The 23,985-nt window shown below is 65.5% G+C and carries 25 protein-coding genes; 15 read left to right on the forward strand and 10 right to left on the reverse strand.

Features of this window, described 5'->3' with window-relative positions; translation table 11 throughout:
- Positions 1 to 22: 22 nt before the first annotated feature.
- On the forward strand, positions 23 to 1,519 hold the full coding sequence (locus ABC383_RS18645; protein WP_413015866.1) for a beta-barrel assembly-enhancing protease: 1,497 nt from the start codon (positions 23 to 25) through the stop codon (positions 1,517 to 1,519).
- 18 nt (positions 1,520 to 1,537) lie between these two features.
- On the opposite strand, the gene ABC383_RS18650 is transcribed toward ABC383_RS18645, so the two are convergent.
- From ABC383_RS18650 to ABC383_RS18670, 5 genes are read right to left on the reverse strand one after another with little or no spacing between them, the layout of a single operon-like run.
- The gene (locus ABC383_RS18650) at positions 1,538 to 2,128 is read right to left on the reverse strand and encodes a DUF2946 family protein (RefSeq protein WP_413015868.1); all 591 of its coding nucleotides are present in this window, start codon (positions 2,126 to 2,128) and stop codon (positions 1,538 to 1,540) included.
- A 57-nt stretch (positions 2,129 to 2,185) separates the two neighbouring features.
- Positions 2,186 to 3,151, reverse strand: coding sequence for a YheT family hydrolase (locus ABC383_RS18655; RefSeq protein WP_413015870.1), 966 nt, complete (start codon positions 3,149 to 3,151; stop codon positions 2,186 to 2,188).
- Positions 3,152 to 3,159: 8 nt separating this feature from the next.
- Complete coding sequence (locus ABC383_RS18660; RefSeq protein ID WP_413015872.1) at positions 3,160 to 3,591, reverse strand: YybH family protein; 432 nt, start codon at positions 3,589 to 3,591, stop codon at positions 3,160 to 3,162.
- 7 nt (positions 3,592 to 3,598) lie between these two features.
- Positions 3,599 to 3,799 carry a zinc-finger domain-containing protein gene (locus ABC383_RS18665; RefSeq protein WP_413015874.1) on the reverse strand — a complete coding sequence of 67 codons (201 nt, stop codon included), beginning with the start codon at positions 3,797 to 3,799 and terminating at the stop codon, positions 3,599 to 3,601.
- 19 nt (positions 3,800 to 3,818) lie between these two features.
- A complete protein-coding gene (locus tag ABC383_RS18670; protein WP_413015875.1) occupies positions 3,819 to 4,739 on the reverse strand; it encodes a branched-chain amino acid transaminase in 921 nt (306 codons plus the stop codon).
- A gap of 180 nt (positions 4,740 to 4,919) precedes the next feature.
- Between ABC383_RS18670 and ABC383_RS18675 the strand changes: the two genes are divergently transcribed.
- From ABC383_RS18675 to ABC383_RS18690, 4 genes are all read left to right on the forward strand, one after another.
- Positions 4,920 to 5,897 (forward strand): threo-3-hydroxy-L-aspartate ammonia-lyase, encoded by a 978-nt coding sequence (locus tag ABC383_RS18675; RefSeq protein ID WP_413015877.1) that lies wholly within the window; start codon positions 4,920 to 4,922, stop codon positions 5,895 to 5,897.
- A 206-nt stretch (positions 5,898 to 6,103) separates the two neighbouring features.
- Positions 6,104 to 6,859 carry an AzlC family ABC transporter permease gene (locus ABC383_RS18680; protein ID WP_413016427.1) on the forward strand — a complete coding sequence of 252 codons (756 nt, stop codon included), beginning with the start codon at positions 6,104 to 6,106 and terminating at the stop codon, positions 6,857 to 6,859.
- Positions 6,856 to 7,179 carry an AzlD domain-containing protein gene (locus tag ABC383_RS18685; protein WP_413015879.1) on the forward strand — a complete coding sequence of 108 codons (324 nt, stop codon included), beginning with the start codon at positions 6,856 to 6,858 and terminating at the stop codon, positions 7,177 to 7,179. Before ABC383_RS18680 ends, ABC383_RS18685 begins: the two co-directional genes overlap by 4 nt.
- A gap of 667 nt (positions 7,180 to 7,846) precedes the next feature.
- On the forward strand, positions 7,847 to 9,226 hold the full coding sequence (locus ABC383_RS18690; RefSeq protein WP_413012379.1) for an IS701 family transposase: 1,380 nt from the start codon (positions 7,847 to 7,849) through the stop codon (positions 9,224 to 9,226).
- Positions 9,227 to 9,354: 128 nt separating this feature from the next.
- Here the strand turns inward: ABC383_RS18690 and ABC383_RS18695 are convergent, their stop codons facing one another.
- Positions 9,355 to 9,846 carry a hypothetical protein gene (locus ABC383_RS18695; protein WP_413015881.1) on the reverse strand — a complete coding sequence of 164 codons (492 nt, stop codon included), beginning with the start codon at positions 9,844 to 9,846 and terminating at the stop codon, positions 9,355 to 9,357.
- Here ABC383_RS18695 and ABC383_RS18700 point away from each other — a divergent pair.
- The 7 genes from ABC383_RS18700 to ABC383_RS18730 all read left to right on the forward strand — a co-directional run bounded on the left by ABC383_RS18700 (position 9,845) and on the right by ABC383_RS18730 (position 17,393).
- Positions 9,845 to 11,044 (forward strand): phosphoglycerate kinase, encoded by a 1,200-nt coding sequence (locus ABC383_RS18700; protein WP_413015883.1) that lies wholly within the window; start codon positions 9,845 to 9,847, stop codon positions 11,042 to 11,044. The genes ABC383_RS18695 and ABC383_RS18700 overlap by 2 nt on opposite strands.
- A gap of 83 nt (positions 11,045 to 11,127) precedes the next feature.
- Positions 11,128 to 12,561: a pyruvate kinase gene (pyk, locus tag ABC383_RS18705; RefSeq protein ID WP_413016429.1), complete on the forward strand. Its 1,434-nt coding sequence runs from the start codon at positions 11,128 to 11,130 to the stop codon at positions 12,559 to 12,561.
- A 23-nt stretch (positions 12,562 to 12,584) separates the two neighbouring features.
- Complete coding sequence (fba, locus tag ABC383_RS18710) at positions 12,585 to 13,649, forward strand: class II fructose-bisphosphate aldolase (protein WP_194712758.1); 1,065 nt, start codon at positions 12,585 to 12,587, stop codon at positions 13,647 to 13,649.
- A gap of 107 nt (positions 13,650 to 13,756) precedes the next feature.
- Positions 13,757 to 14,656 (forward strand): phosphoribosylaminoimidazolesuccinocarboxamide synthase, encoded by a 900-nt coding sequence (locus ABC383_RS18715; RefSeq protein WP_413015884.1) that lies wholly within the window; start codon positions 13,757 to 13,759, stop codon positions 14,654 to 14,656.
- Between the two features lie 12 nt (positions 14,657 to 14,668).
- The gene (gene purE / locus ABC383_RS18720) at positions 14,669 to 15,175 is read left to right on the forward strand and encodes a 5-(carboxyamino)imidazole ribonucleotide mutase (protein ID WP_413015886.1); all 507 of its coding nucleotides are present in this window, start codon (positions 14,669 to 14,671) and stop codon (positions 15,173 to 15,175) included.
- Complete coding sequence (locus tag ABC383_RS18725; protein ID WP_413015888.1) at positions 15,172 to 16,365, forward strand: 5-(carboxyamino)imidazole ribonucleotide synthase; 1,194 nt, start codon at positions 15,172 to 15,174, stop codon at positions 16,363 to 16,365. The genes purE and ABC383_RS18725 overlap by 4 nt, the downstream gene beginning before the upstream one ends.
- On the forward strand, positions 16,362 to 17,393 hold the full coding sequence (locus tag ABC383_RS18730; protein WP_413015889.1) for an L-threonylcarbamoyladenylate synthase: 1,032 nt from the start codon (positions 16,362 to 16,364) through the stop codon (positions 17,391 to 17,393). Before ABC383_RS18725 ends, ABC383_RS18730 begins: the two co-directional genes overlap by 4 nt.
- Before the next feature lie 38 nt (positions 17,394 to 17,431).
- On the opposite strand, the gene ABC383_RS18735 is transcribed toward ABC383_RS18730, so the two are convergent.
- Positions 17,432 to 17,941, reverse strand: a complete 510-nt coding sequence (locus ABC383_RS18735) for a flavin reductase family protein (RefSeq protein ID WP_413015891.1) — start codon at positions 17,939 to 17,941, stop codon at positions 17,432 to 17,434.
- 111 nt (positions 17,942 to 18,052) lie between these two features.
- Between ABC383_RS18735 and ABC383_RS18740 the strand changes: the two genes are divergently transcribed.
- Positions 18,053 to 18,700, forward strand: coding sequence for an AMP-binding protein (locus tag ABC383_RS18740; protein WP_413015893.1), 648 nt, complete (start codon positions 18,053 to 18,055; stop codon positions 18,698 to 18,700).
- Between the two features lie 303 nt (positions 18,701 to 19,003).
- On the forward strand, positions 19,004 to 20,050 hold the full coding sequence (locus tag ABC383_RS18745) for a serine hydrolase domain-containing protein (protein ID WP_413015895.1): 1,047 nt from the start codon (positions 19,004 to 19,006) through the stop codon (positions 20,048 to 20,050).
- A 26-nt stretch (positions 20,051 to 20,076) separates the two neighbouring features.
- On the opposite strand, the gene ABC383_RS18750 is transcribed toward ABC383_RS18745, so the two are convergent.
- The gene (locus tag ABC383_RS18750) at positions 20,077 to 21,378 is read right to left on the reverse strand and encodes an NRAMP family divalent metal transporter (RefSeq protein WP_413015897.1); all 1,302 of its coding nucleotides are present in this window, start codon (positions 21,376 to 21,378) and stop codon (positions 20,077 to 20,079) included.
- 169 nt (positions 21,379 to 21,547) lie between these two features.
- Here ABC383_RS18750 and msrA point away from each other — a divergent pair, with 169 nt between their 5' ends.
- Complete coding sequence (gene msrA / locus ABC383_RS18755; protein ID WP_413015899.1) at positions 21,548 to 22,078, forward strand: peptide-methionine (S)-S-oxide reductase MsrA; 531 nt, start codon at positions 21,548 to 21,550, stop codon at positions 22,076 to 22,078.
- Here msrA and ABC383_RS18760 read toward each other — a convergent pair.
- Both ABC383_RS18760 and pdxH read right to left on the reverse strand, forming a co-directional pair.
- Entirely contained in the window at positions 22,072 to 23,286 is a 1,215-nt protein-coding gene (locus ABC383_RS18760) for a class I SAM-dependent methyltransferase (protein ID WP_413015901.1), read from the reverse strand. The genes msrA and ABC383_RS18760 overlap by 7 nt on opposite strands.
- 62 nt (positions 23,287 to 23,348) lie before the next feature.
- The gene (gene pdxH / locus ABC383_RS18765; RefSeq protein ID WP_413015902.1) at positions 23,349 to 23,984 is read right to left on the reverse strand and encodes a pyridoxamine 5'-phosphate oxidase; all 636 of its coding nucleotides are present in this window, start codon (positions 23,982 to 23,984) and stop codon (positions 23,349 to 23,351) included.
- Between the last annotated feature and the right edge of the window lies 1 nt (position 23,985).

Below are 23,985 nucleotides of genomic sequence, written 5' to 3' on the forward strand. Positions count from 1 at the left end.
GTTCCCCAAATCCCGACCATTCATGTCCATTCGACTACGCATCTCGGCCCTTGCCGCGGCTTTCCTGATTTCCGCCCAGTCGCTGCTGGCGCCGGCTGCAGCGCAGAACCTGCCCAATCTCGGCGGCAGCGAGCGCGAGGATCTGTCGCCCATCATGGAGCGCAAGCTGGGCGAGCAGATCATGCGCGACATCCGCCGCGACCGCGACTACCTGAACGACGCGCCGACGCTGGAATACCTGAACGGTTTCGGCAACGGCCTGGTGGCGGCGCGGCCGGAAGTGCGCGGCGAGGCCGGCTACGACTTTTTCTTCTTCCCGGTGCGCGATCCCTCCCTGAATGCCTTCGCGCTGCCCGGCGGCTTCATCGGCGTGCATTCGGGGCTGCTGCTGGCCGCGCAGAGCGAGTCGGAACTGGCTTCGGTGCTGGCGCACGAGATCGGCCATGTGTCGCAGCGGCATATCGCCCGCATGCTGGGCAACCAGAAGCAGGACATGCTGGTGCCGCTGGCGGCCATGGTGCTGGGCGCGCTGGCGGCCAGCAAGAGCCCCGACCTGGCGATGGCGTCGATGATGGGCGGGCAGGGCTATGCGATCCAGCGCCAGCTCAATTTCAGCCGCGACGCCGAGCGCGAGGCCGACCGCGTCGGCCTGCAGATCCTGGGCGAGGGCGGCTTCGACACCTCGGGCATGGTGGCATTCTTCGGCCGGCTGCAGAACGCCAGCCGCAACTACGGCGACGGCGCGCCGGCCTACCTGCAGTCGCATCCGCTGACCACCGAGCGGATCGCCGACATCCAGTCCCGCATCCGCGACCAGCGCTACAAGCAGCGCGCCGACAGCATCGAGTTCCAGCTGATCCGGGCCCGTGTAAGGGTGCTGCAGGACCTGTCGTCCCAGGGCCTGCGCGACAGCACGGTGACCTTCGAGAACCAGCTGCTGCTGAAGAGCCGGGTGCAGACCGCGGCCGCGAAATACGGCCTGGCAATGATTGCGCTGCGCCAGGACGATCCGAAGAAGGCGCTGGCGCTGGTGGAGGAGGCCAGGACCGCGGCGCTGAAGGAAAGCGCACCTATCCTGGCGCTGGAGATCGAGGCCAGGATGGCGGCCGGCCAGCCGGCCGAAGCGCTGAAGCAGGCGCAGGCGGCGCGTTCGGCCTTCCCGGTTTCGCGCGGCTTCGCGATGCAGTATGCCGACGCCCTGATCGCCTCCGGCCGCAACGATGACGCGGTAAGCTTCCTGCGCGACCAGGCGCAGCTCTACCGTTCGGACATCGAGGTACAGGATCACCTGGCCAGGGCTTATTCCGCGCAGGGCAGGCAGGCGCTGCAGCATCTGGCGCTGGCCGAGTCCTATGCGTTGAAGGGCGCGCTGCCGGCGGCGCTGGACCAGCTGCAGATCGCGCGGCGCGCCTCCGACGCCTCGTTCTACGACCAGTCCATCATCGATGCGCGGGAGCGGGAGTTCCAGGAACGGCGGCGCGAGGAGCTGAAGGAAAGCAAGGACGCGCGCAAGCCCTGACGTTGCTTTTGCTGCGCGTCAGCCGCGCGGCTGCGGCACGAAGCCGAAGCGCTGCGCCAGCGCACCGCTGTCGATGCGCTGTACCGGCAGTTCGCGGCCCTGGTGCCGCATCGCCATGGCGGCCGGCGCGGCTTCGGTCAGCCAACTCATCAGCCTGTCGTCCGAAGCCGGCGCGCCATCGATGGACAGCGCGCCGGTGCACTGGGCCAGGTCGCGGTCGTCCAGCAGCGCCACCTTGTCGCCGCCTTGCAGGATCAGCTGGCCGCGCTCGGTCATGTAAGCCTGGTCGATTCCGGCCAGCGCCTCGCCGGTCTGCAGCAGGAAGCCCTGCGCCGGGTCGGTGCGGGCGATGTAGGGCGTTGCTTCCAGGTCCACGTACACCCGCTGCGGCCCGTTCTGGAAATACCAGCGGCCTTCCTCGTCATGCGCATAGTTGCGGTTGATGAAGTTCAGCAGGGCGGCATTGGCGATGCGGTCGCCGGCGCGGCCGGCCTGCTGCGCCGCCTCGTCGCGCATGCGCCAGCCGCCTCGCGCATCCAGCGCCAGCCAGCCGTAGCAATGGGGAACGTTGGGCCACTTGGCCATGGCCTGCTTGACGACTTCATCCATGATGGCTGCTCTCTTTCATGATCGGAAACGATGACGTCATACTAGCGCCGGCCGCTGTTAGCCGGCTTGCGCGTCGTCACCTTCGAGAAAGCGCACGATGCGGCGCGGCAGCCAGCTGTTGGCGCCGGGCGCGGCGCCCGTGGCGAAACCCACGTGCCCGCCTTCGCGCGGATATTCCAGCCTGACCGCGGGCGAAGCCTGCTGCGGCAGGTGGCGGGCCGGCAGGAAGGGGTCGTTCTGGGCATTGAGCACCAGGGTGCGCACCGTGATGTCGTTCAGCACATGGCGCGCGCTGGCGCGGTGCCAGTAGTCGTCGGTGTCGCGGTAGCCGTGCAGCGGCGCAGTGACAACATTGTCGAATTCATACAGGTTGCGCGCGGCCAGCATCCGGGCGCGGTCGAACAGGCCGGGAAACTGGTCCAGCTTCTGCAGGCACTTGGGCTTCAAGGTCTGCAGGAATACCCGGGTGTAGATCATGTTCAGCCCCGACGACAGCGCCGCGCCGCCGCCGGCCAGGTCGAGCGGCGCCGACACCGCGCAGGCGGCGTCGACAAAGCCCGCCGCCTGCTGCGATTCGCCCAGCCAGCGCAGCAGCGCATTGCCGCCGAGCGACACGCCGACCGCATACAGCCGGCCGGCGGCAAGCGTCGCGGGCGTGTCCTTCAGGCGGCGCAGGATCCAGTCCAGTTCGCCGGCGTCGCCGGAATGGTAGAAGCGCGGCCCCCGGTTCAGTTCGCCCGAGCAGCCGCGGAAATGCGGAATCGCGCCCGACCAGCCGAGTTCGGCCGCATAGGCCATCAGCTCGCGCGCATAGTGGCTGTCGGACGAGCCTTCCAGCCCGTGGAACAGCACCACCAGCGGCTTGCCGGGCTGGCCGTCGAGGAAGTCGACGTCGATGAAGTCGCCGTCCGGCGCATCCCAGCGTTCGCGCCGCATCGAAACAACCGGCTTGGCGATCATGGTGGCCGGGTAGATGGTCTGCAGGTGGCCGCCGGGCAGCCAGCGTGGCGCGCGGTAATCCATTGCCGCCATCAGTGCAGTACGGTGCCGGGCGGCTGGTGCGACGGCGCCGGACCGGGCGCGACCGACGCATGGTGGATCACGATGCGCCAGCCCTGCGGCGTTTTCAGGAAGACGTTGGTGGCGATGATGTGCAAGTCCGGCTGGCGGCCTTCGCTGCGGTGGATTTCCTCGACGATGCTGTGCACCGCGGTCAGCATGTTGTGGGTTTCATGCAGGCGGGACACGCTGATGTGCACCGCGCCGCGCTCGAACACCGCTTCCCAGGAAGCGCGGATGGCGGCATGGCCGATCAGCCGGCCGCCGCCCGGATGCACGCAGACGATCTCGTCATCGTCGGCCCATAGCGCCATCAGCGCCTGGATGTCGGCGCGGGCAATGGCGTCGTAGAACGCGGCTTCCGCGTCCACCGCCGTGCCCATGCTCTTGTTGGTCTTGGGCATCGATGCCTCAGTGGCCGTGATGCACCGCGCCGGGCTTCAAGCGATAGACCGTGCCGCAGTAAGGGCATTTGCCTTCGCCCTTGTTGCCCAGGTCGATGAACACCCGCGGGTGGGACGACCAGATCGGCATGGACGGGTTGGGGCAGAAGGCCGGCAGGTCCGGTCCATCCAGTTCGACGTAACTCATTTGTTGATGCGATTCGTTCATTGCATGTTTTCCGTTTTGTTTAAACCAGGGTCAGCCAGTGCCGGTACTGCGGCGCGCGGCCGGCCACCACGTCGAAGAACAGCGACTGCAGCTTCTCGGTGATGGGGCCGCGATGGCCGGCGCCGATCTGGCGGTTGTCGAGTTCGCGGATCGGCGTGATCTCGGCCGCGGTGCCGGTGAAGAAGGCTTCGTCGCAGCAGTACATTTCGTCACGGGTGATGCGTTTTTCAATGACTTCGATGCCGATGTCGCGCGCCATCGTCAGCACCGCGTCGCGGGTGATGCCGTCCAGGCAGGAAGCCAGGTCGGGCGTGTAGAGCTTGCCGTTGCGGATCACGAACACGTTCTCGCCCGAGCCTTCGGACACATAGCCGTCGGTGTCGAGCAGCAGCGCCTCGTCGTAGCCGTCGGCCAGCGCTTCCTGGTTGGCCAGGATCGAGTTGATGTAATAGCCGCAGGCCTTGGCCCGCACCAGCGACACGTTCACATGGTGGCGCGAGAAGGAGGAGGTCTTGACCCGGATGCCCTTGGTGATGCCTTCCTCGCCGAGGTAGGCGCCCCAGGGCCAGGCGGCGATCGCCACGTGGATGGTGTTGCCGCGGGCCGACACGCCCATCTTTTCCGAGCCGATCCAGACCAGCGGGCGCAGGTAGCAGGATTCGAGCTTATTGGCGCGCACGACTTCCTTCTGCGCGGCCATGATGGTTTCCATGTCGTAGGGAATGTCCATCTGGAAGATCTTGGCCGAGTTGAACAGGCGCTGGGTGTGTTCCTTCAGGCGGAAGATCGCGGTGCCTTCCGGCGTCTGGTAGGCGCGCACGCCTTCGAAAACGCCCATGCCGTAGTGCAGCGTGTGTGTCAGCACATGGATGGTGGCGTCGCGCCATTCCACCAGTGCGCCATCCTTCCAGATTTTCCCGTCGCGGTCGGCCATGGACATGTTGTCTTCTCCAGATTGTTAGGCAAAACGCGATTTTAACGGATTAGGCAGGTAAAAAAGTTAGACGGTAAAATGCTGTCGGAACAATCTGTTTCTAAACGTTAATCCTCCTCCTGTGCGGCCAACAGTTGCCGACGCCGGAAAACCCGCATCCCAGCCCAGGCATTCCGACCGAAAATAATGAGTGAAATCATGCTTCCGACCTATGACGATGTCGTCGCCGCCGCGGCGCGCATTGCCGGCCAGGCGCACCGCACGCCGGTGCTGACTTCCCGCATCGCCGACGAGGAAACCGGCGCGCAACTGTTCTTCAAGTGCGAAAACCTGCAGCGCATGGGCGCCTTCAAGTTTCGCGGCGCCTACAACGCGCTGGCGAAATTCGATGCGGCGCAGCGCCGCGCCGGCGTCGTGGCCTTTTCCTCGGGCAACCACGCGCAGGCGGTCGCGCTGTCGGCCAGGCTTTTGGGCATGCCGGCCACCATCGTGATGCCGCAGGACGCGCCGGCGTCGAAGATCGCCGCCACCCGCGGCTATGGCGCGCAGGTCGTCACCTATGACCGCTACACCGAAGACCGCGAGCAGATCGGGCGCGACCTCGCCGAGCGCCACGGCTACACCCTGGTGCCGCCCTATGATCATGCCGACGTGATCGCCGGCCAGGGCACCGCGGCCAAGGAACTGTTCGAGGAGGTCGGTCCGCTGGATGCCTTCTTCGTCTGCCTCGGCGGCGGCGGCCTGCTGTCCGGCTCGGCGCTCGCCACCCGCGCGCTGTCGCCGCAATGCCAGCTCTACGGCGTCGAGCCGGAAGCCGGCAACGATGGCCAGCAGTCCTTCCGCAGCGGCGCCATCGTCCATATCGACACGCCGCGCACCATCGCCGACGGCGCCCAGACCCAGCACCTCGGCCAACTGACCTTTCCCATCATCCGGCGCGACGTCGACGACATCCTGACCGTCAGCGACGCCGAACTGGTGGAGGCAATGCGCTTCTTCGCCTCGCGCATGAAGCTGGTGACCGAGCCGACCGGCTGCCTCGGCTTTGCCGCGGCGCGCGCGATGAAGGACCAGCTGAAGGGCAAGCGTGTCGGCGTGCTGATCAGCGGCGGCAATGTGGACATCGACCGCTATGCCGCGCTGCTCGCCGGGCAGGGAGGGTAGGGTGCAATGCCCGAAGGGCACTGCGCCGGAGGACGGAGCGACAACGCAAGCCTGACCCCGACTTGATCCTTGATCGACCATGGCGGAATTCCCCTGCGGGGTATTCCGCTCTACGTGATACGCCGTAACTTATTTTTCCAACCTATTCCTGAACCCGAAAGGCGCGGCGGCCCGACCCGGCCGCCGGCGCAAGCACCATGAAGCAGATGCAAGGCAGTCCCTCGTCACCCTCCCAGCCCGACCCCCTGGCGCCGCACGATCCGGAAAAGGTCGCCTTCCGCGAGGCGGTGCGCGCCAGCGCGCCCGCCATGCCCGGCATTTTCGCCTGGGGCGTGGTGGCCGGCATGGCAATGATGCAGTCGGGGCTGACGCTGTGGCAGGCGCTGGGCATGACCTTCATCGTCTTCGCCGGCTCGGCCCAGCTGGCGGCGCTGCCGCTGATGGCCGCCAATGCGCCGGCCGTACTGGTGTTCCTGACCGGCTTGGTGGTGAACCTGCGCTTCGTGATCTTCGCCGCCAGCCTGGGACCGCATTTCGCGCACCTGCCCTGGCGGCAGAGGCTGTTCTACGGTTATCTCAACAATGACCTGATGATGGGATTCTTCCCGCAGCGCTTTCCGGCCTATACCGTCGCCCACACCAGCGGCAAGGTGGGCTATTTCGCCGGCGTGTGCTATCCGAACTGGCTCACGTGGCAGGCCGGCTCGGTGGCCGGCATCCTGCTGGCCAGCCAGGTGCCGGCTTCCTGGGGCGTGGGCTTCGCAGGCACGCTGGCGCTGCTGGCGGTGATGATTCCGCTGGTGGTGAACGCGGCCGCGCTGGGCGGCGTGATCGTCGCCGGCGCGGTTGGCGTGGCCGCCTACGGCCTGCCCTACAAGCTGGGCATGCTGCTGGCGCTGCTGGCCGGCATGGCGACCGCGTCGGCCATCGACATGCTCAGGGAAAGAAAGGCGCAGGCATGAACGCCGCCGACATCTGGCTGACCATCGCGCTGCTGGCGCTGGCCACCGTACTGACCCGCTCCTCCTTCTTCATGCTGGCCTCGACCCGCATGCCGGCCCGCCTGCAGCAGGCGCTGCGCTATGCGCCGGCGGCGGCGCTGGCCGCCATCGTGCTGCCCGACCTCGTGCTCAACGGCGGCGGCGCCGTCACGGCGATCGACTGGACCAATCCGCGCCTGCTGGCGGGCGCCGGCGCGACCCTGTTCTTCCTCGCCACCCGCCACCTGCTGGGCACCATCGTGGTGGGCATGGTGTTGTTTACCGCGATACGGATGCTCTGACTTCAGGGGAAGCCGCAACCGGGTAGGTTGCATCCAGTTTTTAGCATGCAAGCACGAAGTTGCAGTTGCAGTTGCAGTTGCAGTTGCAGTTGCAGTTGCAGTTGCAGTTGCAGTTGCAGTTGCAGTTGCCGTTGCTTCTGCTTTTGAAGTTGCCGTTGCAGTGAAGTCCCGTTGAGCGCGCCGTGTCAGCGGTGCCCGGAGCGGGAAAAGGTGCGGCGTCTGTCTGAGCCAAGCTTTGCTTGGCGAGTTTAGCCGCGCCCCGCTCTGGGTACCGCTGACACGGGGACCCCCGCGCAGCGGGGGCGCGATCATCGGGTCGCCTTTTTTGGTTACTTTTTTGGCGAAGCAAAAAAGTGACCCGGCCGCCGGGACGGACTCCCGGCTTGTCTCCACGACAGTGCAGCCGCATTGCGTCACCCGGCAACGCCCGGGCAGCACTGTCGGTGTTGTTGTTGACGTTGACGTTCGTATTGAAACTTCAAACTTCAAACTTCAAAAGCAACTGCTGCTTCGCAGTGACGTCTTTACGGCGGGTGAAACAACACCACCTCACTATCGTCATGACCAGGCCGGGAGTTCGCCCCGGCAGGCGACCTACTTTTTTTGCTTCGCCAAAAACTGGACTTTGTCCATTTTTCCACAGCGGGTAAGCCCGAAGAGTTCTACCATGAAGCACCGACTCCGCAACGAGAGGTGCATCATGCCATCGTTCCCCGAGCTTACCGATTGCAGTTTAGTATTCCGTCCCCTGTTTTCCAAGCGGGTATGGCACTCCGTTCAGATCCTGATCAAGGGGGCCATCCTTGCTGTGGGTTCGCGCACCGTGACGGCCATCCTGCGCGTCATGGGCCTGTCTGAAGACCAACAGTTCCAACGCTTCCATCGGGTGCTCAATCGCAACACATGGTCGACCCTGCAGGCAAGCCGGCGTTTGCTCATGGCACTCATCGACGCCTTCGCTCCCTTGGGCCCTCTGGTCATGGCGCTGGACGATACCATCGAGCGCCGGCGCGGCGCCAGGATTGCCGCTCGTGGCATCTACCGCGACCCGGTCTGGTCCAGCCACAGCAATGTCGTCAAGACCAGCGGCCTGCGATGGCTTTGCCTGATGCTGGTGGTGCCCATTCCCTGGGCACAGCGTCATTGGGCCTTGCCCTTCTGTTGCGCTCTGACGCCCTCGGCGCGCTACTACGCCAACCGCCGTCGCCAGCCGGTCACGCTGACGGACCGAGCCCGTCAGATGCTGCGCCAGGTGCATCGCTGGCTGCCCGATCGGCGCATCGTGGTTGTGGCCGACAACAGCTTCTCGGTGCTTCATCTGCTTGCCGCGGTGCGGCGCGACGTGACCATGGTCACGCGCCTGCGACTCGATGCAGCCTTGTACGAACCGGCGCCTGCGCGGGTGCCCGGCACGCGCGGGCGGCCACGGCTCGTCGGCCATGCACTGCCGAAGTTGCAGCAGGTGCTGGATGCCGCAGATACGCAATGGAAAGCCATCACGCTGGCTTATTGGTACGGGCACACGCACAAGCGGCTTGACGTGGCCACCGGCACCGCCCTGTGGTACCACGGTGGCGCGCCGGCAGTGCCCCTGCGCTGGGTGCTGGTACGCGACCCTATGAAGCAACTCAAGACCCAGGCCTTTCTCTGCACCGACCAGAAGGCCAGTGCGCCGCAGATCCTGAACTGGTTCGTCAAGCGCTGGCAGATCGAAGTGACCTTCGAAGAAGCACGTGCCCATCTGGGCGTGCAAACCCAGCGGCAATGGTCTGACCGCGCCATTGCCCGGGCTACGCCCGCCATCCTGGGCCTGTACTCGGTGGTGACGTTGCTGGCAAGTCAACTGCTGACATCACAAGTCATCACGGTTCGTCAGGCAGCCTGGTATCGCAAGGAGTGCGCCACCTTCTCCGACACCATTGCCATGGTACGGCGATGGCTGTGGCAAGCCGATCATTTAGCGATCTCTGAAAAACCACCAGACATGATAAAAATCCCGACGGATTTGTTTCTGCGCCTGACTGATACGCTCAGTTACGCCGCTTGAATGGACAAAGTCCAGCAAAAAAAGTAGGCAAAAAAAGGCGACCCGGTGATCGCGCCCCGCTGCGCGGGGTCCCCGTGCCGTCGATGCATGGAGCGGGGCGCGGCTAAACTCGCCAAGCAAAGCTTGGCTCAGACAGACGCCGCACCTTTTCCCGCTCCATGCACCGACGTCACGGCGCGCTCAACGGGATTTAAAAGCAACTGCAACTGCAACTGCAACTGCAACTGCAACTGCAACTGCAACGGCAACGGCAACGGCAACGGCAACGGCAACGGCAACGGCAACGGCAACGGCAACGGCAACGGCAACGGCAACTGCAACTGCAACTGCAACGGCAACTGCAACTGCAACTGCAACGGCAACGGCAACGGCAACTGCAACGGCAACGGCAACGGCAACTGCAACTGCAACTGCAACTGCAACTGCAACTGCAACTGCAACTGCAACGGCAACCGGAACCGGAACCGGTCGAAGTACGCACCGCAGAGCCCAACCAGTATGAAAACCTTCTTAACAGAAAGGCAAGAAAGAACCCGCGTATTGCTTGCCCAAAACGGCTTTTCGCCCAGTTGCGCTGGTATAGAATACGGCTCTTTCAATTTCATCATCACTGCCGCCATGCAATTCAACCGTTTCGCCGACCTGGTACAGCAGGGTCAACTCAAGGGCAAGCGCGTGTTCATCCGCGCCGATCTCAACGTGCCGCAGGATGACGCCGGCAACATCACTGAAGACACCCGCATCCGGGCTTCGGTGCCGGCGATCCGCCAGGCGCTCGATGCCGGCGCAGCGGTGATGGTGACCTCCCACCTGGGCCGACCGACCGAGGGCGCGTTCAAGCCGGAAGACACGCTGGCGCCGATCGCCGAGCGCCTGTCCGCGCTGCTGGGCCAGAAGGTGGAACTGAAGCAGAACTGGGTCGATGGCGTCGATGTCGCGCCGGGCCAAGTGGTGCTGCTGGAAAACTGCCGGGTCAATCCGGGCGAAAAGAAGAACAGCGACGAGCTCGCGCAGAAGATGGCACGGCTCTGCGACGTGTATGTCAATGACGCGTTCGGCACCGCCCACCGCGCCGAAGCCACCACCCACGGCATCGCCAAATATGCGCCCGTCGCCTGCGCCGGTCCGCTGCTGACCGCCGAACTCGACGCGCTCGGCCGCGCGCTGCATCAGCCGGCCCGTCCGCTGGTAGCCATCGTCGCCGGCTCCAAGGTCTCGACCAAGCTGACCATCCTGAAAACCCTGGCCGAGAAGGTCGACAACCTGATCGTCGGCGGCGGCATCGCCAACACCTTCATGCTGGCCGCCGGCCTGAAAATCGGCAAGTCGCTGGCCGAGCCCGACCTGGTCGACGGCGCGAAAGACATCATCGCGATGATGTCGCAGCGCGGCGCCTCGGTGCCGATCCCGGTGGACGTGGTCTGCGCCAAGGAATTCGCCGCCACCGCCGCCGCCACCGTCAAGGACGTGGCCGACGTGGCCGACGACGACATGATCCTGGACATCGGCCCGAAAACCGCCGAAATGCTGGCCAAGCAGATCGCCAGCGCCGGCACGGTGGTCTGGAACGGCCCGGTAGGCGTGTTCGAGTTCGACCAGTTCGGCGAAGGCACCAAAACCCTGGCGATGGCGATTGCCAACTCCAAGGCATTTTCGATCGCCGGCGGCGGCGACACCCTGGCCGCCATTGCCAAATACGATATTGCCGAAAAGATAGGTTATATTTCGACCGGCGGCGGCGCCTTCCTGGAGTTCCTGGAAGGCAAGACCTTGCCCGCGGTCGACATCCTGCAGCAGCGGGCTGCAGACAAGTCTTGAGCACCGCCCCCGCATTCGGCCGCCGGCGGCCGCGCCAGCCGGCGCAGGCCGCGCGCCCGGTCGTTCCAACCCAGGAAGGCAAGATGCAAAGAGCCACCAAGATCGTCGCCACCATCGGACCCGCTTCCAGCGACCCGGAAACCCTGACCCGGATGATCCATGCCGGCGTCGATGTCGTGCGCCTGAACTTCTCGCATGGCAAGGGCGAGGACCATATCGAGCGGGCCGCGCTGGTGCGCCGCATCGCCGCCGACCTCGGCCGGGAAGTGGCCATCATGGCCGACCTGCAGGGTCCGAAGATCCGGGTCGGCAAGTTCGAGAACGGCAAGGTCACCCTGGTGCGCGGCGAGAAATTCATCCTCGACGCCGCCTGCGAGCTGGGCAACCAGCAGCAGGTCGGCCTGGACTACAAGGACCTGCCGCGCGACGTGCGCGCCGGCGACGTGCTGCTCCTGAACGACGGCCTGATCGTGCTGGTGGTCGACCGCGTCAGCGGCACCCAGGTCCACACCACGGTGCGCACCGGCGGCGAGCTGTCCAACAACAAGGGCATCAACCGCCAGGGCGGCGGGCTGACCGCGGCGGCGCTGACCTCCAAGGACATGGAGGACATCAAGACCGCGATGCGCTTCCAGGCCGACTACATCGCCGTGTCCTTCCCCAAGAGCGCCACCGACATGATCATGGCGCGCCAGCTGGCCAACATCGCCGGCGAGGAATTCACCCACAAGCCGCAGATGATCGCCAAGATCGAGCGCGCCGAAGCCATTCCGGCGCTGCAGGAAATCCTGGATGCGTCCGACGGCATCATGGTCGCCCGCGGCGACCTGGCGGTGGAAGTGGGCAATGCCGCGGTGCCGGCGCTGCAGAAGCGCATGATCCGCATGGCGCGCACCTCCAACAAGCTGGCCATCACCGCCACCCAGATGATGGAATCGATGGTCCAGAACCCGGTGCCGACCCGCGCCGAAGTCTCCGACGTGGCCAACGCGGTGCTGGACGGCACCGATGCGGTGATGACCTCGGCCGAGACCGCCGCCGGCCGCTATCCGGTGGAAACCGTGGAGGCGATGGCCGCGATCTGCATCGAGGCCGAGCACTCGGAAGACTTCCGCCTCGACGCCGACTTCCTCAACGTGACCTTCAGCCGCATCGACCAGTCGATCGCCTACGGCGCGCTGTTTACCGCCTACCACCTGCGGGTCAAGGCCATCGTGGCGCTGACCGAGTCGGGTTCCACCGCGCTCTGGATGAGCCGCCACAATATCGACGTGCCGATCTACGCGATGACGCCCAGCCTGGCCACCCAGCGCAAGGCGGTGCTGTACCGCAACGTCACCACCATGGCGCTGGCCCATTCCACCGACCGCGAGGCGGTGCTGAAAATGGCGCAGGACTTGTTGCTGGCCAAGGGCGTCGTCCAGCGTGGTGACATGATCGTCATCACCTGGGGCGAGCCCATGGGACAGGTTGGCGGTACGAACGCGCTCAACATCATGAAAATCGGCGACTACTAAATTTTTATACCAGGAGAATCCACATGCCTCTCGTATCCATGCGTCAATTGCTGGACCACGCCGCCGAAAACGGCTACGGTCTGCCCGCCTTCAACGTCAACAACCTCGAGCAGGTCAGCGCCATCATGGCCGCCGCCGATGAAGTCGGCGCGCCGGTGATCATGCAGGCCTCGGCCGGCGCCCGCAAATATGCCGGCGAAGCCTTCCTGCGCCACCTGATCTCGGCCGCGGTCGAGGCCTATCCGCATATCCCGGTGGTGATGCACCAGGACCACGGCCAGTCGCCGGCGGTCTGCATGGCCGCCATCAAGTCCGGCTTCACCTCGGTGATGATGGACGGCTCGCTGATGGAAGACGGCAAGTCGGTCGCCAGCTATGAGTACAACGTCGAGGTGTCGCGCAAGGTGGTCGAGTTCTCGCACGCCATCGGCGTCACGGTGGAAGCGGAGCTGGGCGTGCTCGGCTCGCTGGAAACCATGAAGGGCGACAAGGAAGACGGCCACGGCGCCGAAGGCACCATGACCCGCGAACAGCTGCTGACCGACGTCGGCCAGGCCGCCGACTTCGTGCGCCAGACCCAGTGCGACGCGCTGGCCATCGCGATCGGCACCTCGCACGGCGCCTACAAGTTCTCGCGCAAGCCGACCGGCGACATCCTGGCCATCGAGCGCATCAAGGAAATCCACGCCCGCATCCCCAACACCCACCTGGTGATGCACGGCTCGTCGTCGGTGCCGCAGGAACTGCTGGCCGAGATCCGCGAATTCGGCGGCGACATGAAGGAAACCTATGGCGTGCCGGTCGAGGAAATCCAGGAAGGCATCAAGCACGGCGTACGCAAGATCAACATCGACACCGATATCCGCCTGGCGATGACGGGCGCGATCCGCCGCTACCTGTCCGAGAATCCTTCCAAGTTCGACCCGCGCGACTACCTGAAGCCGGCCCGCGAAGCCGCGATGAAGGTCGTCAAGGCGCGCTACCTGTCGTTCGGCTGCGAAGGCCAGGCGGCGAAAATCAAGCCGGTTTCGTTGGAAAAAATGGCTGAGCGCTACAAAAAAGGCGAACTTTCCCAGATCGTGCAGTAAACTCCCTCCTTTGAAAAAATCCGCGTGCCTCCCGCACGCGGATTCTCCCTTTGTAGTGCATAGCGTTGGCGGCAGCAGCCGCCGGCGCGCTATTCCAGAGATTTCCCATGACCTCCAGTCTTTACCAATCCAGCATCGCTTCGCTGCCGCTGCTTGGCCGCGGCAAGGTCCGCGACAATTACGCTGTCGGCGACGACAAGATCCTCATCGTCACCAGCGACCGCCTGTCGGCCTTCGACGTAGTGATGCAGGAGCCGATCCCGGGCAAGGGCCGGGTGCTGAACCAGATGTCGGATTTCTGGTTCGAGAAGTTGAAGGACATCGTGCCCAACCACCTGACCGGCATCGCCCCGGAATCGGTGGTGGCGCCGGAGGAGGTCGAGCAGGTCCGCGGCCGCGCGGTGGTGGCCAAGAAATTGAAGCCCATCCTGGTCGAGGCAGTGGTGCGCGGCTACATCATCGGTTCCGGCTGGAAGGATTACCTGGCCAACGGCGCCGTCTGCGGCATTTCGCTGCCACCCGGCCTGCGCCAGGCCGACAAGCTGCCGCAGCCGATCTTCACGCCGGCCGCCAAGGCCGACCTCGGCGAGCATGACGAAAACATCAGCTTCGCCGAGATGGAGCGCCGCATCGGCGGCAAGCTGGCGCGCCAGATGCGCGACATCAGCATCCGCCTGTACCAGACCGCGGCCAACTACGCCGCCACCCGCGGCATCATCATCGCCGACACCAAGTTCGAATTCGGCCTGGACGACGACGGCGTGCTGCACCTGATGGACGAAGTCCTGACCGCCGATTCCTCCCGCTTCTGGCCGGCCGACTCCTATGAGCCGGGCAGCTCGCCGCCGTCCTTCGACAAGCAGTTCGTGCGCGACTACCTGGAAACCGTCTCCGGCTGGAACAAGACCGCGCCGGCGCCGCACCTGCCGGCCGACGTGATCGACAGGACCGGCGCCAAGTACCGCGAGGCGCTGGAGCGCCTGACCGGCGAAAAACTCAAGGACTGACGGAGAGCCCAGATGAGTGCTGATATCGCAAATGCCGCGCCGCTGGTCGGCGTGGTGATGGGTTCTTCCTCCGACTGGGACGTGATGCAGCATGCGGTGGCCATGTTGAAGGAATTCGGCGTGCCGCACGAGGCGCAGGTGATTTCCGCGCACCGCATGCCGGACCAGATGTTCGCCTATGCCGAGGCGGCCCGCTCGCGCGGTCTGCGCGCCATCATCGCCGGCGCCGGCGGCGCCGCCCACCTGCCGGGCATGATCGCGGCCAAGACCATCGTGCCGGTGCTGGGCGTGCCGGTGCCGTCGAAGTATCTGCGCGGCGAGGACTCGCTGCTGTCCATCGTGCAGATGCCCAAGGGCGTGCCGGTGTCGACCTTCGCCATCGGCGAGGCCGGCGCGGCCAATGCGGCGCTGACCGCCGTGGCCATGCTGGCCGCCACCGACGAAGCGCTGGCGGCCAAGCTGTTGGCCTTCCGCGAGCGGCAGACCCAGGCCGCGCTCGACATGACGCTGCCGACATGAACAAGCCATCCCTGACTGCCCCGGCCAATCCGTCCGCCGATCCGGCCACCTGGCTGGGCGTGATGGGCGGCGGCCAGCTCGGCCGCATGTTCGCCCATGCCGCCCAGGCCATGGGCTACAAGGTCGCGGTGCTGGAACCGGCGCCGCAATGCCCGGCCGGCCATGCCGCCGACCACCTGCTGTCGGCCGCCTACGACGATGCCGCCACGCTGGCCGAACTGGCCGAGCAGTGCAGCGCGGTCACCACCGAATTCGAGAATGTGCCGGCCGACAGCCTGGCCCTTCTTGCGCAGACCACCTTTGTCGCGCCGTCCGCCGCCTGCGTCTCGGTAGCCCAGGACCGGATGGCCGAGAAGCGCTTCTTCACCGAATGCGCCGCGCTGTCCGGCGTGCTGCCGGCGCCGCACCAGTTCATCAGCAGCGATGCCGATGTCGATGCGATTGCCGACACGCTGCTGCCCGGCATCCTGAAAACCGTGCGCATGGGCTACGACGGCAAGGGCCAGGTGCGCGTGGCCAGCCGCGAGGAGGCGCGCGCCGCCTTCGCCGGCATGGGCGGCGTGTCCTGCGTGCTGGAAAAGATGCTGCCGCTGGCCTATGAAGTCTCGGTGCTGGCAGCGCGCGGCGCCGATGGCGGTTCGGTGGTCTATCCGATCGCCGAGAACGTGCATCGCGACGGCATCCTGTTTTCCACCACGGTGCCCGGCCCGAACGTGTCCGCCGAGCGCGCCGCCCAGGCGCAGGCGGCGGCGCTGGCCATCATCGACCGGCTCGACTACGTCGGCGTGCTGTGCATCGAATTCTTCGTGCTGCAGGACGGTTCGCTGGTGGTCAATGAAATGGCGCCGCGGCCGCACAACAGCGGCCACTACACGATCGACGCCTGCGTCACCAGCCAGTTTGCGCAGCAGGTGCGGGCCATGGCGCGGCTGCCGCTGGGCGACGTGCGCCAGCATTCGCCGGCGGTGATGCTCAATATCCTGGGCGACATCTGGTTCGATGGCGACAGCGCCTGCGAGCCGGCCTGGGACCGGGTGCTGGCGCTGCCGGGCGCCAATCTGCACCTGTACGGCAAGGAAGAGGCAAGGCCGGGCCGCAAGATGGGCCATGTCACCTTCGTCGCGCCGACGCTGGAAGAGGCGCAGCGGCAGTTCCGCGCCGCCTGCGCCATCCTGCGGATAGACGCATGACCATCCGCCAGCCCGACCAGGCGGCGCTGGCCGAGGCCGCCGGCGCGCTGGAAGCCGGCCGCCTGGTCGCGTTTCCGACCGAAACCGTGTATGGGCTGGGCGCCGACGCGGAAAACCCGGCGGCGATTGCCGCCATCTACGCCGCCAAGGGCCGGCCTTCCAATCATCCGGTGATCGTGCACCTGGCGCCAGGCGCCGATATCGGCCGCTGGGCGCGCGAGATTCCGGACGCGGCGCACAAGCTGATCGCCGCCTTCTGGCCCGGCCCGCTGACCCTGATCCTGAAACGCGCTGCCCATGTGCCGGCGGCGGTGGCCGGCGGCCAGGACAGCGTCGGCCTGCGCTGCCCGTCGCATCCGGTGGCGCAGGCGCTGCTGAAGGCTTTCCGCCATGGCGAAGGCGGCCTGGCGGCGCCGTCGGCCAACCGCTTCGGCCATGTCAGCCCGACCACGGCGCAGCATGTGCAGGATGAATTCGGCGCCGGGCCGGACTCGCCGCTGGCCATGGTGCTGGATGGCGGCGCCAGCCAGGTGGGCATTGAATCGACCATCGTTGACCTGTCCCGCATGGACAGCCATGGGCCGGCATTGCTGCGGCCCGGACAGATCAGCGCGGAACAGATTGCAGCGGTGATCGGGCAATGGCCCGGCCTGGGCGGCGCCGATGCGCCGCGGGTATCGGGCGCGCTGGCGTCCCACTATGCGCCCCGCACGCCGGTGGTGCTGGTAGAGGGCGCGGCATTGCCGGCGCTGCTGGACGGGATGAAGGCGGCGGGCAAGCGGGCCGCCCTGATTCTGACTGAACCGGGAACTGCGGCGACGCCTGCGGGTTCCGCCATTGTGTTGCCGGCAGAGCCCGACGGCTATGCCCAGGGCCTGTATGCCGCGCTGCGAAGCATGGACAACGTCGGCGCCGACGTGATCCTGGTGCAGCGGCCGCCGCAGGACATCGCCTGGCTGGGTATCAACGACAGGCTGCGCCGCGCGGCCCACGGCGCGGAAAACACGCTCGACGCGCTAGGTTTGTAATCCCTGGGCGGGCAGGCCGTGCCGATGGCGTGGCCGGTTCAGCGCCCGCCGCTCTCCATCAGCCGTCCGCCATGAAACACCAGTCCCGGCTGAGGCGCGACGTCGCACTGCTCGACTTCACCGACAAAGATCACATGGTCGCCTTCCGGATAGCGGCTGCGGTTATGGCATTCGAACCAGGCGGAGACGCCCTTGAGGATGGGCAGGCCGGTGCGCGAGAGCGTGAATTCCACATCCTGGAAACGGTTCACGCCGCGCCGGGCGAACTGCTCGGCCAGATGCGCCTGGCTGGCTGACAGCACATTGATCACGTAATGGGAATTGTCGGTAAAGGCCGGCAGGGTGCTGGCTTCGTTCGACAGGCTCCAGAGCACCAGCGGCGGCGACAGCGACACCGAGTTGAATGAACTGGCGGTCAGGCCGATAAAACCGCCGTTGTCCATGCGGGTGGTGATGACGGTGACGCCGGTGGCGAACTGGGAAAGCGCCTGGCGAAAGTGCGCGGTATCGAATTCCGGCGACAGCGCCTGGGAAGTGGAAGAGGGCATTACAGGCCTGAAAGCGTTGAACAGGGCTAATTATGCCGAAAATCGGCCAACCATGAGGCGGGCAGTCTTTTTTTCCGTAGAATCGGCAGGTCCGAGCCATTGCCCGCCATCATGATCGCCTGTCCATCGTCACTATCACCGTCACCGCAGCCGCCCGGCTCCCTGTTCGACCTGCTTGCCCAGTACGCACGCAGCCAGCCGGCGGCCATTGCCTGCGCCTCCCGCTACCGGATGGCCAGCTATCGCAAGATATGGTCGAGAATCGAGCGCGCTACCGCCCGGCTTCAGGGCGATTGGCAGGTGACGCCGGGCGATGTCGTCGCCTATTGCGGCCAGGGCCATCCGGACGCGCTGGTGCTGTACCTCGCGCTGGTGCGCTGCGGCGCGCGCCTGTGGCCGTTGGAGCATCCGGACGCGCCGGTCGTGCTGGCCGATCATGGCGCCGGCCTGCCGCTGAAAATGGTGCTGTTCGATGACGATGGCGCGCAGCCGCGCACGTCGGCAACCGCGCTGCCGCTGTCCACCCTGATCGGCAGCCACTGTCCGCACGAGGCACGGGCGGTTGCCTTCGATCCGGCCGTTCCGAGCCTGCTTGCCATTGGTGAGGGCGGGGACTTCAGCCAGCACAGCCTGCTGCAGCTGCAGGCCGCCGCGCCATCCGGCCTGCACGAGGTGCATGGCCGCCTGTTCGACCAGGATGTACTGGGGCCGGTGGTGCTGCCCACCCTTGCCGCCGGCAAGACACTGGTTTTTCCATAGCGCCCGGCACGTTCTCGCCGACAGTTTTCGTTTTTCCGCCGTTGTCCGAGGGATGCATTCATTTATCGCCGTTACGTAGTGCGGAACGTAACCAAGCGGAATGGATATATGCGCAAATTTTTCTTTCGGATCCGGCAGATACTGTTCCTGGCCGGGATGGGTGCTGGTGTGGCTGCATGCGGCGGTAAGTTCGCTTCCACCGAGCAGCCGGTAAAGCAGGAACGTTGCGATGACTTGGCGCCCTCGTCCCAAGCGGCAGGCCGGACCAGGGTCAAACCCATCACTACAGTCGCCTGCACGGTCATGCGTGCGCTGGACTTGAGAAGCGCCATCATCCAGGTCAGCGTCGATGGCAGGCAGGCCTATTCCACTGCGCTGGGCGAATCCGCACCCGGCACGCCGGCCACAACCGCCATGCATTTCCGCAACGGCGCCGTCGCCATGACCTATATGGCCACGGTGCTGCTGCAACTGGTGGATGATGGCCGTCTCAGCCTCGGTGACAAGGTGGGCAAGTGGCTGCCCGGCTTGCCGGCCGCGGATCAAGTCACGCTGGAAATGCTGGTCAACAATACCTCCGGCTATCCGGACTATGTCGCCGATCCGGAATTCCTTGCCGCCACCAAGGCCGATCCACTGCGGGAATGGACCGCCGGCGGACTCATGTCCTATGCCTTCAACAAGGGCCTGATTTATCCGCCCGGCGCCAACTGGAATTATTCGCATACCAATTACCTCGTGCTTGCCGCCGTCATCGAAAAAGTGACTGGAAAGCCCCTGGCCGAGGTGCTGCGCGGGCGCATTCTCGATCCGCTGGGGCTGCGCAATACGGCAAGCTCGGTGCAGCCCGACATCCCCTCGCCGGTGTTGCGCGCCTATACCAGCGAGCGGGGCAGCTACGAGGAATCGACGTTCTGGAATCCGTCCTGGACCTTGCCGGCGGGCGCGGTGATGACCACCGACATCACCGACCTGCGCCTCAGCGCCGAAGCCATCATGCGCGGTACGCTGCTCTCGTCCAGGTCCTTTTCCATTCAGACCGATGGCCGCCTGGTCGGGTTTGGCGATGCGGCCGGCTGCCCGCCGGGCATCTGCAGGAAAAATACCGAAGCCGCGCATTACGGCATGGGCCTGCTGCTCAGCGGGCCATGGCTGATGCAAAGCCCCATGTTTGGCGGCTACAGCGCGTCCATCGGCATGCTGCCGGAGCGTGGCATCAGCATCGCGGTCGCTGCAACCCAGGGCCCGCAGGCCAATCCGGATCGCAATGGCAGCGAAGCACTGATGCTTGCGATTGCGCGCCAGGTGGCGCCGGACAGGCCGGTGCCGCTCTCCGCACTGGCTCGATGAATCACGGCTCCTCTCGCCACGTGTCCTTAACCGAGCGGTAAAGCCGTCACCGCCAGCGCCAGCACGGTGCCGGCCATCAGCGCCGTGGCCAGCCAGCCGAACACCTTCAGGCCGCCGCGGATCACGAAGCGACCCATCACTTGGCGGTTGGTCGCCATCAGCATCATCACCACCATGATCGGCGCGGAGATCACGCCATTGATGACCGCGCTCCAGTACAGCCCCCTGACCGGGTCCAGCGGCAGGAAATCGATGGCCATGCCGCCCAGCGTCGCCAGAGCGATCACGCCGTAGAATTCCTTGGCCATCGCCGGCCGGTATTCCAGGCTGCTGGCCCATTTGAAGCTGCCGGCCATCGCATAGGCGGCCGAACCCGCGAGCACCGGCACCGCCAGCAGGCCGGTGCCGACGATGCCGGCCGCAAACAGCATGAAGGCGAAGTCGCCCGCGATCGGCCGCAGGGCCTCGGCAGCCTGGGCCGAGGTGTCGATGCTGGTGACGCCATGCGCATGCAGCGTCAGCGCCGCGGTCAGCATGATGAAGAAGGCCACCAGGTTGGAAAAGCCCATGCCGACATAGGTGTCGACCTGTATCCTTCCCAGTTCGGTGCGCGCCTTCCCGGGTTCCTTGCGGATCGATTTGCCGCCGGGCTGGCTCTTCATCTGCTCCACTTCCTCGGAGGCCTGCCAGAAAAACAGATAGGGGCTGATGGTGGTGCCCAGCACCGCCACCACCGTGGTGATGTAGTCGCGCGTCAGCGACGCCTGCGGCCATACCACGGCGCGGCCGACCTGGGCCCAGTCGATGCGGATGGTGAAGATCACCGCGACATAGGCCAGCATTGCCAGCGTCAGCCATTTCAGCACCCGCACATAACGGTGGTAGGGAATGAATATCTGCAGGCCCAGCGACAGCAGGCCGAAACCGACCGCATACCAGCGCGCCGGACCGCCCACCAGGAGCCTTACCGCGTCGCCCATGGCCGCCAGGTCGGCCGCGATATTGATGGTGTTGGCCACCACCAGCATCAGCACCGTGACATGCAGTATCCAGCGCGGGTAATGCCGACGCATGTTGCTGGCCAGTCCACGCCCGCTGACGCGGCCGATGCGGGCGCTGATGATCTGGATGGCCGCCATCAGCGGATAGGTCAGGAGCACCGTCCACAGCATGTTGAGGCCAAAGCGGGCGCCGGCCTGGCTGTAGGTTGCGATGCCGCTCGGGTCATCATCGGCGGCGCCGGTGACCACGCCGGGGCCGAGCCGGGCCAGCCATGAAGTTTCCTCTTCGCTGTGGGCAGCAGGCGTTGCGGCGGTTTTCTTCTTCATCTGCCTGGCTCCGCATGTTGGTTGGGGTCCCGTATGGTGGTGCAGTTATTGCGCATGGTCAATCTCCCGCAGGAGGCCGTTGCTGTTTGGATCAAGCCGGCCGGCATCAGCACATTTTTTGCGATACAGTGACGCGATCGATGCTGGCATAACCAAGAGGGGGAACAACATGGCGACTGAAACAGCAACCCTGGGCGGAGGATGCTTCTGGTGCCTTCAGGCCGTTTACCAGGAACTGAAAGGCGTGCAGCAGGTGGAGTCGGGCTACGCGGGCGGACAGGTGTCCAATCCGCGCTACGAACAGGTCTGCGAAGGCACGACCGGCCATGCCGAAGTGGTGCAGCTGACCTTCGACCCCGATGTGGTCAGCTACCGCGAAATCCTGGAAGTCTTCTTCACCATCCATGACCCGACCACCCTGAATCGCCAGGGCAACGACGTGGGCACCCAGTACCGGTCAGTGATCTATTACCACGACGCCCGGCAGCGCGAGACGGCCGAGCAGGTGATCGCGGAAATGGCCAATGTCTGGGATGCGCCCATCGTCACCGAGTTGAAGCCCCTGCCCGATTACTACAAGGCAGAGGCCTATCACCAGAACTACTTCCGGCAAAACCCGATGCAGGGCTACTGCGCCTACATCGTCGCGCCCAAGGTGGCGAAGTTTCGCAAGACCTACGCCGACAAGCTCAATCACTGACCCGGCCGGTCATACATGTAGCGGCGTGACCAGGGCAGGGCGGACGCATCGCGGCCGGCCTTGCCGCACACAACCTGGTTCAGCGAGATCCAGTCCTGGCTGAACGCATAGGCGCAGCCGGCCAGGTAGACGCGCCAGATGCGAAAGCGCCTGTCATCGACGGTCTGCCGTATCTCGTTGGCGCGCGCCTCGAAATTGTCGGCCCAGATGCCGCAGGTCCTTGCATAGTGGCGGCGCAGGTTTTCCACGTCCAGCGGCTCCAGCCCGCCCATCTGCATGGTCTTCAGCACCAGGCTCACATGCGGCAGCTCGCCGTGCGGGAACACATAGGTTTCGATGAATTCGCCGCCGCCGTAGGGCGTTTCGCCATTGCCGGTGTCGGTGGTGGTGATGCCGTGGTTCATCACCAGGCCGTCATCCTTCAGCAGCGCGTTGATTTTGTTGAAGTACATCGGCAGGTTTTTCAGGCCGACGTGCTCGAACATGCCCACGCTGGTGATGCGGTCGAACTGGCCTTGCACGTCGCGGTAATCCTGCAGCCGGATCTCGACCTGGCCTTCCAGCCCGGCCTCGCGCACCCGTTCCACCGCCAGCGCATGCTGGTTGCGCGACAGCGTGATGCCGGTGACGCGGGCGCCGTACTGGCTCGCCGCCCGGATCGCCAGCGCGCCCCAGCCGCAGCCGATGTCGAGCAGGGTGTCGCCGGGGCGCACCCGGATCTTGTTCAAGATATGGTCGATCTTCTTCAGCTGCGCGGTGGCCAGGTCTTCGTCGCCATTCTCGAAGTAGGCGCAGGAGTAGACCATGCGCGGGTCCAGCCACAGCTGATAGAAGTCGTTGGAGACGTCGTAGTGGTACTGGATCGCGTCCGCATCCTTCCTGCGGGTATGGCTGAAGGGCCTGCTTATCCAGCCGGGCCGGCTTTCCTGCTTCAGCGTGTGCGCGGCCAGCGCATTGGCCACCGCGATCACTTCCCTGGCCCGTCCTTCCACATCGAGCCGGCCTTCGACGTAGGCCCGGCCGAGGTTGGCCAGGGTGGGCTTGAGCAGGAAGGGCAGGGACGACACGTGCGGCACCTTGACCGTCACTTCGGGCACCTGCTTGCCGAAGTCGAACTGCTGGCCGTTCCATAACTGCAGCCGCAGCGGCAGCGCCGCCTGGTGACGGATGTTTTCCACCCAGTGTTCCAGCTTCCTTTCCCAAAACATGATGTCCTCCGAAAAGTGCGATCAATATCCTGGTGATGCGGGCAGGGTCGGCGTCGGCCAGGCTAGGGTTGCAAGCGCTCCCTGCGCCATGCGCCATCCTGCCGGCGTGTATAGACGATGCGGTCGTGCAGCCGGGAAGGCCGGCCCTGCCAGAATTCGATGCGGTCCGGAACCAGCCGGTAGCCGCCCCAGTGCGACGGGCGCGCAGGCTGGTCGCCATGGATGGTCTCGGCCTGCGCGAAGCGCTGTTCCAGCAGCTCCCGGCTGGCGATGGTTTCGCTCTGGTCCGACGCCAGCGCGCCGAGGCGGCTGTTGAGCGGGCGGCTCTGGAAATAAGCGTCGCTCTGTTCTTCTGCCAGCTTTTCGACCCGGCCCTCGATGCGTACCTGGCGTTCCAGCTCGACCCAGTGAAACAGCAGCGCGGCATAAGGATGGGCTTCCAGGTCGCTGCCCTTGCGGCTGCGGTAGTTGGTGAACCAGGTAAAGCCGTCGCGGCCGAAGTCCTTGATCAGCAGGATGCGCGACGACGGCCGGCCATCCGCGCCCACGGTCGCCACGCTCATCGCATTGGCTTCCGGGATGCCGGCTTCCATCGCCTGCCGGAACCAGGCGGCGAACTGGACGGTCGGGTCCGGGTCCACCTCCGCCTCGGTCAGCGTGGCGCGGCTGTAGTCCTTGCGCAGGTCGGCAATCGACATC

The organism is Noviherbaspirillum phoenicis (genome assembly GCF_047237965.1).
Lineage (GTDB): Bacteria > Pseudomonadota > Gammaproteobacteria > Burkholderiales > Burkholderiaceae_D > Noviherbaspirillum_A.

What these genes read in the sequence shown, in the direction of transcription:
- ABC383_RS18760 (WP_413015901.1), bottom strand. Translation starts at nt 23,286, where the DNA reads ATGTTTTGGGAAAGGAAGCTGGAACACTGGGTGGAAAACATCCGTCAC.
- ABC383_RS18675 (WP_413015877.1), top strand. Translation starts at nt 4,920, where the DNA reads ATGAGTGAAATCATGCTTCCGACCTATGACGATGTCGTCGCCGCCGCG.
- pdxH (WP_413015902.1), bottom strand. Translation starts at nt 23,984, where the DNA reads ATGTCGATTGCCGACCTGCGCAAGGACTACAGCCGCGCCACGCTGACC.
- ABC383_RS18735 (WP_413015891.1), bottom strand. Translation starts at nt 17,941, where the DNA reads ATGCCCTCTTCCACTTCCCAGGCGCTGTCGCCGGAATTCGATACCGCG.
- ABC383_RS18685 (WP_413015879.1), top strand. Translation starts at nt 6,856, where the DNA reads ATGAACGCCGCCGACATCTGGCTGACCATCGCGCTGCTGGCGCTGGCC.
- pyk (WP_413016429.1), top strand. Translation starts at nt 11,128, where the DNA reads ATGCAAAGAGCCACCAAGATCGTCGCCACCATCGGACCCGCTTCCAGC.
- msrA (WP_413015899.1), top strand. Translation starts at nt 21,548, where the DNA reads ATGGCGACTGAAACAGCAACCCTGGGCGGAGGATGCTTCTGGTGCCTT.
- ABC383_RS18715 (WP_413015884.1), top strand. Translation starts at nt 13,757, where the DNA reads ATGACCTCCAGTCTTTACCAATCCAGCATCGCTTCGCTGCCGCTGCTT.
- purE (WP_413015886.1), top strand. Translation starts at nt 14,669, where the DNA reads ATGAGTGCTGATATCGCAAATGCCGCGCCGCTGGTCGGCGTGGTGATG.
- ABC383_RS18665 (WP_413015874.1), bottom strand. Translation starts at nt 3,799, where the DNA reads ATGAACGAATCGCATCAACAAATGAGTTACGTCGAACTGGATGGACCG.
- ABC383_RS18750 (WP_413015897.1), bottom strand. Translation starts at nt 21,378, where the DNA reads ATGAAGAAGAAAACCGCCGCAACGCCTGCTGCCCACAGCGAAGAGGAA.
- ABC383_RS18655 (WP_413015870.1), bottom strand. Translation starts at nt 3,151, where the DNA reads ATGGATTACCGCGCGCCACGCTGGCTGCCCGGCGGCCACCTGCAGACC.
- ABC383_RS18745 (WP_413015895.1), top strand. Translation starts at nt 19,004, where the DNA reads ATGCGTGCGCTGGACTTGAGAAGCGCCATCATCCAGGTCAGCGTCGAT.
- ABC383_RS18650 (WP_413015868.1), bottom strand. Translation starts at nt 2,128, where the DNA reads ATGGATGAAGTCGTCAAGCAGGCCATGGCCAAGTGGCCCAACGTTCCC.
- ABC383_RS18730 (WP_413015889.1), top strand. Translation starts at nt 16,362, where the DNA reads ATGACCATCCGCCAGCCCGACCAGGCGGCGCTGGCCGAGGCCGCCGGC.
- ABC383_RS18670 (WP_413015875.1), bottom strand. Translation starts at nt 4,739, where the DNA reads ATGTCCATGGCCGACCGCGACGGGAAAATCTGGAAGGATGGCGCACTG.
- ABC383_RS18690 (WP_413012379.1), top strand. Translation starts at nt 7,847, where the DNA reads ATGAAGCACCGACTCCGCAACGAGAGGTGCATCATGCCATCGTTCCCC.
- ABC383_RS18725 (WP_413015888.1), top strand. Translation starts at nt 15,172, where the DNA reads ATGAACAAGCCATCCCTGACTGCCCCGGCCAATCCGTCCGCCGATCCG.
- ABC383_RS18660 (WP_413015872.1), bottom strand. Translation starts at nt 3,591, where the DNA reads ATGCCCAAGACCAACAAGAGCATGGGCACGGCGGTGGACGCGGAAGCC.
- ABC383_RS18695 (WP_413015881.1), bottom strand. Translation starts at nt 9,846, where the DNA reads ATGGCGGCAGTGATGATGAAATTGAAAGAGCCGTATTCTATACCAGCG.
- ABC383_RS18645 (WP_413015866.1), top strand. Translation starts at nt 23, where the DNA reads ATGTCCATTCGACTACGCATCTCGGCCCTTGCCGCGGCTTTCCTGATT.
- ABC383_RS18700 (WP_413015883.1), top strand. Translation starts at nt 9,845, where the DNA reads ATGCAATTCAACCGTTTCGCCGACCTGGTACAGCAGGGTCAACTCAAG.
- ABC383_RS18680 (WP_413016427.1), top strand. Translation starts at nt 6,104, where the DNA reads ATGCAAGGCAGTCCCTCGTCACCCTCCCAGCCCGACCCCCTGGCGCCG.
- fba (WP_194712758.1), top strand. Translation starts at nt 12,585, where the DNA reads ATGCCTCTCGTATCCATGCGTCAATTGCTGGACCACGCCGCCGAAAAC.
- ABC383_RS18740 (WP_413015893.1), top strand. Translation starts at nt 18,053, where the DNA reads ATGATCGCCTGTCCATCGTCACTATCACCGTCACCGCAGCCGCCCGGC.